Origin of the sequence: Photobacterium sanguinicancri (assembly GCF_002265265.1) — a bacterium.
In the GTDB taxonomy this organism is placed as follows: Bacteria; Pseudomonadota; Gammaproteobacteria; order Enterobacterales; family Vibrionaceae; genus Photobacterium; species Photobacterium sanguinicancri.
This window is the reverse complement of record NZ_NOIF01000174.1, coordinates 1-10,655: the sequence shown is the minus strand read 5'-3', so window position 1 is coordinate 10,655 and position 10,655 is coordinate 1. Positions and strand designations below refer to the sequence as shown.

Annotated in this window: 8 protein-coding genes; 7 read left to right on the top strand and 1 reads right to left on the bottom strand. The window is 43.7% G+C overall.

What is annotated here, in order from left to right; genetic code table 11:
- Nucleotides 1-563 precede the first annotated feature (563 nt).
- Genes ASV53_RS19625 through ASV53_RS19615 form a run of 3 tightly spaced genes read left to right on the top strand, consistent with a single transcriptional unit; the run spans nucleotide 564 to nucleotide 3,654 of the window.
- Nucleotides 564-1,115, top strand: a complete 552-nt coding sequence (locus tag ASV53_RS19625; protein WP_094958337.1) for an ECF-type riboflavin transporter substrate-binding protein — start codon at nucleotides 564-566, stop codon at nucleotides 1,113-1,115.
- 2 nt (nucleotides 1,116-1,117) lie between these two features.
- The gene (locus ASV53_RS19620) at nucleotides 1,118-2,812 is read left to right on the top strand and encodes an ABC transporter ATP-binding protein (protein ID WP_094958336.1); all 1,695 of its coding nucleotides are present in this window, start codon (nucleotides 1,118-1,120) and stop codon (nucleotides 2,810-2,812) included.
- Nucleotides 2,812-3,654, top strand: a complete 843-nt coding sequence (locus ASV53_RS19615) for an energy-coupling factor transporter transmembrane component T family protein (protein WP_094958335.1) — start codon at nucleotides 2,812-2,814, stop codon at nucleotides 3,652-3,654. Before ASV53_RS19620 ends, ASV53_RS19615 begins: the two co-directional genes overlap by 1 nt.
- A 107-nt stretch (nucleotides 3,655-3,761) precedes the next feature.
- On the opposite strand, the gene ASV53_RS19610 is transcribed toward ASV53_RS19615, so the two are convergent.
- Nucleotides 3,762-4,658, bottom strand: coding sequence for a DMT family transporter (locus ASV53_RS19610; RefSeq protein ID WP_094958334.1), 897 nt, complete (start codon nucleotides 4,656-4,658; stop codon nucleotides 3,762-3,764).
- Between the two features lie 119 nt (nucleotides 4,659-4,777).
- Here ASV53_RS19610 and ASV53_RS19605 point away from each other — a divergent pair, with 119 nt between their 5' ends.
- From ASV53_RS19605 to ASV53_RS19590, 4 genes are all read left to right on the top strand, one after another.
- Complete coding sequence (locus tag ASV53_RS19605) at nucleotides 4,778-6,199, top strand: aminotransferase-like domain-containing protein (protein WP_094958333.1); 1,422 nt, start codon at nucleotides 4,778-4,780, stop codon at nucleotides 6,197-6,199.
- Nucleotides 6,200-6,398: 199 nt separating this feature from the next.
- Nucleotides 6,399-7,529: an S-(hydroxymethyl)glutathione dehydrogenase/class III alcohol dehydrogenase gene (locus ASV53_RS19600; RefSeq protein ID WP_094956514.1), complete on the top strand. Its 1,131-nt coding sequence runs from the start codon at nucleotides 6,399-6,401 to the stop codon at nucleotides 7,527-7,529.
- 162 nt (nucleotides 7,530-7,691) lie between these two features.
- The gene (locus tag ASV53_RS19595; RefSeq protein ID WP_094956515.1) at nucleotides 7,692-8,933 is read left to right on the top strand and encodes an NAD(P)/FAD-dependent oxidoreductase; all 1,242 of its coding nucleotides are present in this window, start codon (nucleotides 7,692-7,694) and stop codon (nucleotides 8,931-8,933) included.
- A 70-nt stretch (nucleotides 8,934-9,003) separates the two neighbouring features.
- A complete protein-coding gene (locus ASV53_RS19590) occupies nucleotides 9,004-10,251 on the top strand; it encodes a dicarboxylate/amino acid:cation symporter (protein WP_094956516.1) in 1,248 nt (415 codons plus the stop codon).
- Nucleotides 10,252-10,655: the final 404 nt, after the last annotated feature.

The following is a 10,655-nucleotide window of genomic DNA, read 5'->3' as shown; positions in this document are numbered from 1 at the left end:
ACACTCTATTTTATCTTTAGTTGCGAACTTTGTTAATACCCCAAAGTAGCAATAAGTGTTAGTACTTTTAGCGATCTAACGAGCTATATTGCGCTTTGCCACTAAGATTGAAACCTTGTAAATAAGTTCTTTACTTTCAGAGTGATAGACTTATTGGTAATAAATATCCAATATCTTTCATTTCAATGCCTAACTAGCTTTACAAGCATAGCGTATCTTGCCTACTTTTCATCTTTATAACAGTGAGCAATAGCGCATCAACACACATATAAAAAAGCATATTAATATTTCAAATATACGCTCAGAAATTACTTCTCCTGTCTAATATCTAGACGTCTAGAAGTAGAGCGTTCCTTTCATGCTTTTCTTGCTGTATGATTGCCGCCCTTAATGCCTTTGGTGCATTGATTTTATTACCGCTCTTGGTTAATTACGGATAATTGAATACTGAGTGATCTTTCTTGATTACTTGAGTGAATGCTTGAGATAAAACAGCAGAACGCTGCTTGTTTTAGCAACCATGACAGCGGATAGAAAAAATAAAGATAAATAAAGGTTCTATCATGACGCTTTCTGCTAAGACAGTGGTGCTTATCGCCATTGGTGCTGCCCTTTATGGCATTGGCGGACTCCCTATGTTTGGTATCCCAGTTTTTGCCAACACCACGTTGAAACCAGCTATGGCTGTGCTTGCTTTATTCGGGGTTCTTTTTGGTCCGCTAGTAGGTTTTCTTGTTGGATTCATCGGTCACTGGGTAACCGACCTATTTGCGGGTTGGGGTGTATGGCTAACTTGGGTTTTGGGTTCAGGTATTGTTGGCTTACTTATCGGCCTATATCCAAAAATCACCAAAGACCGTTTAGATAAAGGTAAATTCAATAAACTGGATTTTACCCTTTTTGTCTTCCTCGCATTCTTAGGTAACGTCGTTGGTTATGGCTGCTCGGCTTATCTCGATTCTGTTCTCTATGCTGAACCTTTCGTTAAGGTAATGGCGCAGCTTTCTATTATTGCCGCAGGTAACACTTTACTGATTGCCATTGTTGGCCACTTTATTCTTACTGCTGTCGCTAAACGTAAGCAGCAAAGCTACAACCTTAAAGAGGCTGATTAAGCATGACCATCCAGTTTTCTGATTTCTCGTTCAAGTACTGGGCGTTAGAACAGCCGACCTTAAAAAATATTAACCTGACTATTAAGAAAGGTGAAAAGGTTGTCATCATTGGCCCAAGCGGAAGCGGCAAATCAACATTAGGTCATTGCCTGAATGGTTTAATCCCCCACTCTATTAAAGGGGAAACGACGGGTAATCTTACGCTAAATGAACAAGACATCGCCAAACTAGATTTGCACCATTGCACCAATATGGTCGGTACTGTATTGCAAGACACCGATGGTCAATTTGTTGGTTTAAGTATTGGTGAAGATATTGCGTTCGCTCTTGAAAACCAAATGGTTGAACAAGCAGAGATGCACCGCATTGTTGAGAACACGGCTAAGATGCTTGATCTCGATACCATGCTGGAACTGTCACCATTCGACTTAAGTGGCGGCCAAAAACAGCGAGTATCGCTTGCAGGCGTAATGGTTGATGATGTCGATATTCTACTATTCGATGAACCACTAGCTAGCCTTGACCCTCAAACGGGTAAGCAAGCCATTGAGATTATTGATCAGCTGCACCGTGATACAGGTAAAACAGTCGTTATCATCGAGCACCGCTTGGAAGACGTTCTTCACCGTCATGTTGATCGTATTATTCTGATGAACCGTGGTGAAATCGTCGCTGACATGACACCTGACGCACTGATTGCCAGTCCGCTGTTACAACAGCACGGTATCCGTGAGCCTCTCTATATCTCAGCATTAAAAGCCGCAGGTTGTGAAATCACAGAAGCGGATAAACCCGCTTATTTCTCAACTCTTATGCTTGATAAATTTGCCCCACGTGTAAACGAATGGTTTGCGAAACAAGCCGCACCAGTTGCAACAGAAACTACAGCCCCTCTGCTAGAAGTGAAAAACCTTAGCTATTCCTATGATGGCGAACGTCAGACACTGGAAGATGTAAGCTTTACCTTAAATAAAGGTGAATTTGTTTCTATCCTAGGTAAAAACGGGTCGGGTAAATCTACAATCACACGTTTAATTATGGGCGTACTTGAGCCAGATTCTGGTTCTATGTCTTTCAACGGTGAAGACTTATCTACCCTGTCTATTTTTGAACGTGCTCAGAAAATTGGCATTGTATTGCAAAACCCAAATCATATGATTTCCCATCACATGATTTTTGATGAAATTGCATCAGGTTTACGCAACCGCGGCATGGCTGAAGTAGAAGTAGAGCGTCGTGTGCACGATGTGCTTAAACTATGCGGTTTGTACCGTTTACGTCACTGGCCGATTGAAGCGCTTAGTTATGGTCAGAAAAAACGCGTAACGATTGCGACAATTTTAGTGCTTGAACCAGAGCTATTAATTCTGGATGAACCAACAGCTGGTCAGGATTACCATCACTATACAGCGATGATGACCTTCATCCGTGAGTTAAATGAAAAACTGGGTATCACCATTTTGATCATCTCTCACGACATGCACCTTGTACTGGAATACACCCAGCGCGCCATTGTTATTGCAGATAGCAAACGCCTTGCTGATCAAGCAGTAAACGAAATATTCAGTCAACCCGCTTTACTTGAGCAAGCCAATCTTAACGTAACGAGCTTATACACGTTAGGCAAAGCACTCGGTATCAGCCGATTAGATGACTTTATTCGTTGCTTTATAGAGCACGAGGCGCAAACAAAATAATGAAAACCAATAAAATTAAATTTGGCATTAGCTACGTTAACACGGGTTCAATGCTGCACAGTTTAAACGGTATTACTAAGTTCCTGCTCTTTATGGGCTGGGTAACCATGGTGCTGATTACTTTTGATATCCGCGTCATCCTTGGCTTAATCGGTTTAGGTTTGTGGCTATTAAAGCAGTCTCGTGTTCCATTTCAGGTTTACAAACCCTTACTGGTGGGCACCACTGTCGTTTTAATGATGAACGCCCTCTTTATGTTCCTGATTGCCCCGCAACAAGGCATGGAATATATGGGTACTCAAACCGTTTTACTCGCCCTACCCGGCAGCTACAGTATTACGGCAGAAACCTTGTTTTATTTAGCAACAGTAACTCTGAAATATTTCAGCATGTTCCCGATTGCCTTGGTGTTTGTATTCACCACGCACCCGACTGAATTTTCAGCAAGCCTGAACAAACTTGGCGTACCATACCGTATTGCTTATGCTGTGAGCTTAACCCTGCGTTATTTACCTGAAGTGACCAAAGACTTCATTAATATCATGCATGCACAGCAGGCCCGTGGTGTGGATATATCTAAAGGCGTACCAGTATTTAAGCGTATTCGCAATGTTGCTAAAATCTTAGGACCATTGATATTTTCAAGCCTAGATCGCGCGGATGTGATTTCTAACGCCATGACACTACGTGGTTTTGGTCGCAACACCAAACGTTCTTGGTATAGCCTAAAACCGTTGCAAACGAGAGACTACGCAGTATTAGCGACAGTTGCCCTTGTATTGGCGATTGGCTTAATGAATCGCTACCAATCTGAAAGCTTATTCTGGTACCCGTTCTCGTAAGTTCAGCACCATGACGATAAAAAGCCGCTATAAATTGCGGCTTTTTGTTTATCTACGAAGCGCAATTGCCACCACGCTAGCGCTTTATCACATCATCAATGGACGCTTTACGCTCGCTGTTCAATAATCATTGGCTGCTTTTTTGCTGGCCTTATCATCAAGTACACCGCCAGTGCGGCGAGTGCAAAACCGACGGCACCAAACACATCAAACTGTTCGCCAAAGGCTAACCATGCTTGTAGTGCTGTCATTGGCGGCACTAAATAAAAGACCGAGGCAACTTTCGATGATTCGCCGTGTTTCACCATGTAGAGCAGTAATAATATAGCCACCAGCGAAAGCACTAATACCAGCCATACCAAGGTCAGAATAAACTGCGAGTTCCACTCAACCACCATGGTTTCCGTGGATGTTGCCACCACCGCCAACAACAAGCCTGTCGCGATATATTGGTAGAAAGTCCCGCCAATTAAATCAACACCCTGACAAAAACGTTTTTGATATAAGGTCCCTAAGGTGATCCCCAATAAAGCCAGCATGGTAAAACCAAACGCCATTGCTTTAGCGCCTTCTTGCTGCCATTCCATATTGCCTTGCAATACTAAACTGATACCAACAAACCCCACCATTAATCCAAACCACTGTGAAGGTCGCAGTTTTTCATTACTCATGACCACCATAATGACAGCCGTTAAGATTGGCTGAATACCCACTAACAGTGCGCATAGTCCTGCTGGCATACCTAGCGAAATAGCCTTGTAGGTTCCCCCCAGATAAAAGCCATGGATCAGCACACCGACAGCAAACGAATGCCAACGCATTTTCCCTTTTGGTAAATGTGCTTTCAACGCCACTACAAGTACGCCGAACACCAGTACATTGGCCATCATACGTAGCATCAAAAAAGTCGCAGGTTCCGCATAAGGTAAGCCAAAGCGCGCGCCAATAAACCCCGAACTCCATAACACTACAAATAAATATGGGGCGATTTGTGTCAATCTCATGTGACCTACCTTTTTTATTCCATTTGCTATAGATTATGCAGGTACAGAAAATCATGAAAGAGACAGTTCTGGCTTATTTTTAGGGTACAGTGATGTGCTTATTGGGGAAGGTATAAATAATGACAGGTAAGAAATACCAACACGTTGTTCAATTTATTCGTGAGCAAATTAGTAGTCAGTGTTATTTACCTGATGAAAAGTTGCCCTCCATTCGCGCACTAAGCCAACAACTTAAAGTCAGTAAAAATACGATCATCCGTGGCTACGAACAGTTAGAAGCGGCAGGCGATATTACGCCCCATTCACGATCTGGGTTTCGGGTTAGCAAACTCAATGCATCATCAAAAGAGCCTCAACTTCCCCCCTCTGAAGTTGATCTCATTGGCTTGAGTAAAGTTATTCTTAGTCAGCCACTTAGCCCTGATTTAGTCCATGCAGGATCCGCGCACCCTAATACGGACTTCCCCGCAATTCGTTCTTTATATGCAGAAATAGGTCGCCATAGCCGTTATCAAACCCATATTCCCAGCCATTACCAAATTCCGCCAGGAAACGAAACGCTCATTAAACAATTGGTGCATATTAATCAAGATCTTGGGATTTTTACTACGCCGAATAAAATTCTAATTACTCATGGGGCGCAGCAGGCAATCAGCTTAAGTTTACAAGCGATAACTCAGCCAGGTGACGTGGTGCTCGTTGACTCACCTTGTTATTTTGGCACTTTGCTGATCATCGAATCGTTAAAACTGAAAGCGATTGAAGTACCAGCAAACCCGACAACAGGGATTGATCTTGCCGCTACAGAGCACGCAATCAATAACTGGCCAATCAAAGCCATTGTAATTAATCCTTCCTATAACAACCCAACAGGCTATGTCATGCCTGATGTCGCACGCCGTCAATTTTTAAGTGTGACAAAGAACATCCCTATTATTGAAGACGACGTATTCGGTGGCTTGGCCTATCAGCAGCAACCGTCGACGCTGAAAAGCTTAGATCAGCAAGAACGTGTTATCTACTGCAGCTCGCTATCAAAAACGCTCGATTCACGGTTACGTATTGGTTGGGTACTGGCAGGCAAGTATCAAGAAGCGATTGAGCAACGTTTACTGTGTGACAACATGGGTAGCCTAAATTTGATGCAATCGGCAGTAGGCGAGTTTTTAGGTTCAGGAAGATATCGCCAGCATTTAGGGATGATTCGACGAACTTATCGTCGTAATCAACGCAACTTCACTACCCTCTTTGTCGATGCTTTAAACCAGCACCCTGCATTGGTTGGTCAATTCCATTTATCTCAGCCCGAAGGCAGCTTCTTATGCTGGCTCACATTACCGACTGATACAGATACTTTTGCTATTTACCAACAAGCTTTAGCCATGGGGATCAGTATCTTACCCGGTAGCATGTTTGGCACCCAAGGCCAGTACAACCACTGTATTCGGCTAAGCTTCGCGACATTCGAACAAAATGACCATTGGCAGCAAGGTATAATTCAACTCGCTGAGATAATTTCCATCCATACCGTATCTATCTGATATTTTTTATTTTTTCATCAAAATCTCTCTTCTTCAATATCAAAGACTCAAATTAGATAACTTCCCCCAGTCCAATTATTACCACACGGTAAAAGTAATTTATCATTTAACTGGATTATCAACATCTGAGAAATAAATATAATGGCAACCATCAAAACGAGGCACGCAATCGTGCTTACGAAATATAAAGAGAGATGTCATGACCGATAAATTTATCAAATCTAAAGCTGCCATTGCATGGGGTCCAAACCAACCACTATCTGTAGAAGAAGTGGATGTGATGCTGCCACGTGCAGGTGAAGTACTTGTGCGTATTATCGCAACAGGCGTTTGCCACACAGATGCATTCACCATGTCTGGTGATGATCCTGAAGGCATCTTCCCTGCAATCTTAGGCCATGAAGGTGGCGGTATTGTTGAGATGATCGGCGAAGGCGTCACCAGTGTTGAAGTCGGCGATCATGTTATCCCGCTTTACACCCCTGAATGCGGTGAGTGCAAATACTGCCTATCTGGCAAAACAAACTTATGTCAGAAAATTCGTGAAACCCAAGGCCAAGGCCTAATGCCAGACGGAACGACTCGTTTCTATAAAGATGGCCAGCCAATTTTCCATTACATGGGCTGTTCTACTTTCTCTGAATACACGGTATTACCAGAAATTTCACTAGCAAAAGTAAACAAAGAAGCACCACTAGAAGAAGTCTGCCTACTTGGCTGTGGTGTCACAACGGGTATGGGTGCGGTACTTAATACTGCAAAAGTACAAGAAGGCGACACTGTTGCTGTCTTCGGTCTAGGCGGTATTGGTCTCTCTGCCATCATTGGTGCTCAAATGGCGAAAGCGGGTCGTATTATTGCGATCGATATTAATGAAAGTAAGTTCGAACTTGCTCGTCAACTTGGTGCAACTGATTGTATTAACCCAACTAACTACGATAAACCAATTCAAGACGTCATCGTTGAGCTGACTGACGGCGGTGTTGATTACTCGTTCGAGTGTATCGGTAACGTGAACGTAATGCGCTCTGCACTTGAGTGTTGCCACAAAGGCTGGGGCGAATCAGTTGTGATTGGTGTTGCCGGTGCAGGCCAAGAAATCTCGACTCGTCCATTCCAGCTAGTAACTGGTCGTGTATGGCGTGGCTCTGCTTTTGGTGGCGTTAAAGGCCGCTCAGAGCTACCTGAAATTGTTGAACGCTACATGGCGGGTGAATTCAAATTGAATGACTTCATCACGCACACTATGGGACTAGAAGATATCAACGAATCTTTTGAGCTAATGCACAAAGGCGAAAGCATTCGTACTGTTATTCACTTCGATAAATAACAGCTAGCCCTGCTCTACTATGCAGCCTTTAGCTTAAAGGCTGCAATCTTTCATGACCCGCATGCTTGTTCATGCTGCTATGGATAGCACTTTCTACCTTTGATTTTGGCACATGGCCACGCTTTGCATTCACTGCAAAGCGTCTTTTTTTGAGGATCCATTATGTCTCGAATCGTTGTTGTTGGTGGCGGAGCTGCTGGCCTTGAACTATCGACTCTACTTGCTAAATCTGTTCGTAAAAATGATGAGATTTTATTAATCGAACCTGAAATTGATCACTACTGGAAACCACGTTTGCACGAAATTGCAGCAGGTACTTTCGATAGTGATTTAGATTCCGTTTGTTATTTTACTCATGGCGCAACACACGGTTATCAACACTACCAAGCCGCCATGACAAACATTGATCGCCAACAAAAAGTGGTTAATGTACGAAAAGCCGATGGTACCGAAGACACCGTCAGTTACGACTATCTTGTTATCGCTATTGGTGCGGTAAGTAATGATTTTAATACCCACGGCGCACAAGCTCATTGCATGTTTTTAGACTCTGCAAGCCAAGCCCGTGAGGCATGGAACCAAATTAGCCACGTACTGCGTTCTGGTAATGACAGCACTATCAACATTGTTGGTGCTGGTGCAACAGGTGTTGAGCTTGCTGCTGAATTAGCAAGAGTAAGCAAAAAACTTAAAAGATATAACGCCGCTTGTTTAAACATTAATCTGATCGAAGCAGCTGATCGCGTGCTACCCAATAGCCCTCAGAAAATGTCTGACAAGGTGCTAGAAAAGTTAACACGAAGCGACGTTAATGTATTACTCAATACCCGCATTGAGGACGTTAGTCGCGATGGCATGCAAACAACCGATGGTCAATTCCTAGCAGCCAATACCCAATTTTGGGCTGCTGGTGTAAAAGCCCCTGACTGGTTAAATGGCATTGGTGGTTTAGCGTGCAACCGAATGAACCAGATCATAGTGAATCAAGATCTTAGTTCAACCATTGACCCTGCGATTTTTGCAATTGGTGACTGTGCATCTATTCCACAAGCCGATGGTTCAACCGTGCCTCCTAGAGCACAAGCTGCGAACCAAGCTGCGATTCACTTAGCAAAAAGCTTGAGTCGTCACTTAGACGAACAAGCTCTCACACCTTTCACCTTCAAAGATGGTGGAATGGTTGTCGCCGTCGGGCATCACTTTGCTGTCGGCTCGTTTGGTATCGCGCCGTTTGCTCAGAACGAGCGTTGTGAGGGCAAACTGGTATTACAAGGCCGCATGATTCGACGTATATACGATACGATTTTCCGCCTACATCAAAGTACGGTAAGTGGCGTATTCACTGTTTCACGTTTAATGATCACCAAGCGATTAAAAGCGGTATTCAAACCGACAGGTATTTAACTGCAACCACAGCCCTCACGACTTCAAGTGAGGGCTAAATAGCCTAGTTGCTATATATTGAGAGCCTACTATGCGTTTCACCTTTTTCAAATCTCTTCCAGTGCAACTTCTACTAGCGGCTATTTCAGCTTGGCTACTCGCACAACTGATCCCAGCCGATTACATCAACACCGACTCTGCTAGCTTTTCGCTTTTAATGCTGGCAAAAACAACATACATAGGCCTACTTAAAATGGTCGTCGGTATTGTTGTCATGCTATCGTTGTTACAGGGGATAACAAGTATCGGCTCGACCGTGAAGTTTAAGCAGCTAGGTTGTAAAACCGTCGCCTTTTATTCCTTCACTTCGATCATTGCGATCAGCTTAGGTTTAGGCGCATCGTTAGCACTCCCTGCTTGGCCGCAATTAGTGGATCCTGCAGCAATTACCCTGAGTGAGAATACCCAATTAATCGATAATAGCTCTGCATCATCAGGTGCCATTATTAGTAAATTGATCAGCATGGCACTACAAAATCCAGTTGCTGCGCTATCCAATACGAACTTACTGGCTATTGTTGTATTTTCAATCTTACTCGGCATTGCATTACTGGCGAGCTTACCTGCCAAACATGCTGTTTTTGACGTAATTTCAGGACTAAATAAAGCCGTAAACACATTAGTGTCTGGCATCATTCAGTTTGCGCCTTACGCTGTTTTTGCCATCGTGTTTGAGTTCTCTGTCACCAGTAATGGCGAGCTATTTGGTCAGCTGGCGAAATTTGCAGGCTTGGTGTTTCTCCTAACCTTTATACACGGTGCCATTGTTTTACCGACCATTGCCAAAGCAACCACAGGCATTGGTTTTAAGTCACTGTTTAAAGCACTGTCTGCGCCTATGGTGATGGCATTTACCACCTCATCTAGCTCTGCAACCTTGCCATTATCAATGCAAACAGCAGAGCAAGAACTTGGAGTATCGCAGTCTACAAGCAGCATGGTATTGCCGCTTGGTGCCATCATGAACATGGATGGTACTGCATTGTTCGAAGGGGTTGCTGCTATCTTCCTTGCCCAGCTATATGGCATAGATTTAGGAACAAGCGGCTACATCATGATCTTTATTATGGCGATGGTATCTTCTATTGGTGCACCAGGAATGCCATCAGGGTCGATGTCTGGTATGCAGTTAGTCTTACTCGCTGCGGGTATTCCGCTTGAAGCAATTGCAATCTTGCTGATCATTGAGCGACCACTAGATACCTTCCGCACTGCGGTGAATGTGGAAGGCGATATTATTGCGGCTTTGGTTGTTGATAAATGGCAGGCGAAAGCTTAATAAATTAAGTAACGACACAAATTAAAAGTTAGACAGGAAAAAACCGCTGAATCTTCAGCGGTTTTTTTTGAATGTGCCTGAGCTGTTTAGAGATGGTGGATTTAGTACAAATCCTTTTCACGGTAGCACAAACGAAATAAAGGCAAAGAGATAAGGATTTACTGCTCGCTAGCTCGCGCCCTTCGGGCTATTGCCTTTTCGTGCCTTCGGCACGGGCAATGTGCTTTCGCTTCGCTCAAGTGAACCCTGCTCTAGGGTTCGGCACCCTATCTCTAATTCACAAAATTTAGACGAAAAAAAACCGCTGATATTTCAGCGGTTTTTTTGAATATGGCGGAGAGATAGGGATTTGAACCCTAGGACGGGATAAACCGCCGCCGGTTTTCAAGACCGGTGCTTTCGAC

Excerpts from the sequence above, each read along its gene's own strand:
- ASV53_RS19590 (WP_094956516.1), top strand. The coding sequence starts at position 9,004 with ATGCGTTTCACCTTTTTCAAATCTCTTCCAGTGCAACTTCTACTAGCG.
- ASV53_RS19600 (WP_094956514.1), top strand. The coding sequence starts at position 6,399 with ATGACCGATAAATTTATCAAATCTAAAGCTGCCATTGCATGGGGTCCA.
- ASV53_RS19625 (WP_094958337.1), top strand. The coding sequence starts at position 564 with ATGACGCTTTCTGCTAAGACAGTGGTGCTTATCGCCATTGGTGCTGCC.
- ASV53_RS19615 (WP_094958335.1), top strand. The coding sequence starts at position 2,812 with ATGAAAACCAATAAAATTAAATTTGGCATTAGCTACGTTAACACGGGT.
- ASV53_RS19605 (WP_094958333.1), top strand. The coding sequence starts at position 4,778 with ATGACAGGTAAGAAATACCAACACGTTGTTCAATTTATTCGTGAGCAA.
- ASV53_RS19595 (WP_094956515.1), top strand. The coding sequence starts at position 7,692 with ATGTCTCGAATCGTTGTTGTTGGTGGCGGAGCTGCTGGCCTTGAACTA.
- ASV53_RS19620 (WP_094958336.1), top strand. The coding sequence starts at position 1,118 with ATGACCATCCAGTTTTCTGATTTCTCGTTCAAGTACTGGGCGTTAGAA.
- ASV53_RS19610 (WP_094958334.1), bottom strand. The coding sequence starts at position 4,658 with ATGAGATTGACACAAATCGCCCCATATTTATTTGTAGTGTTATGGAGT.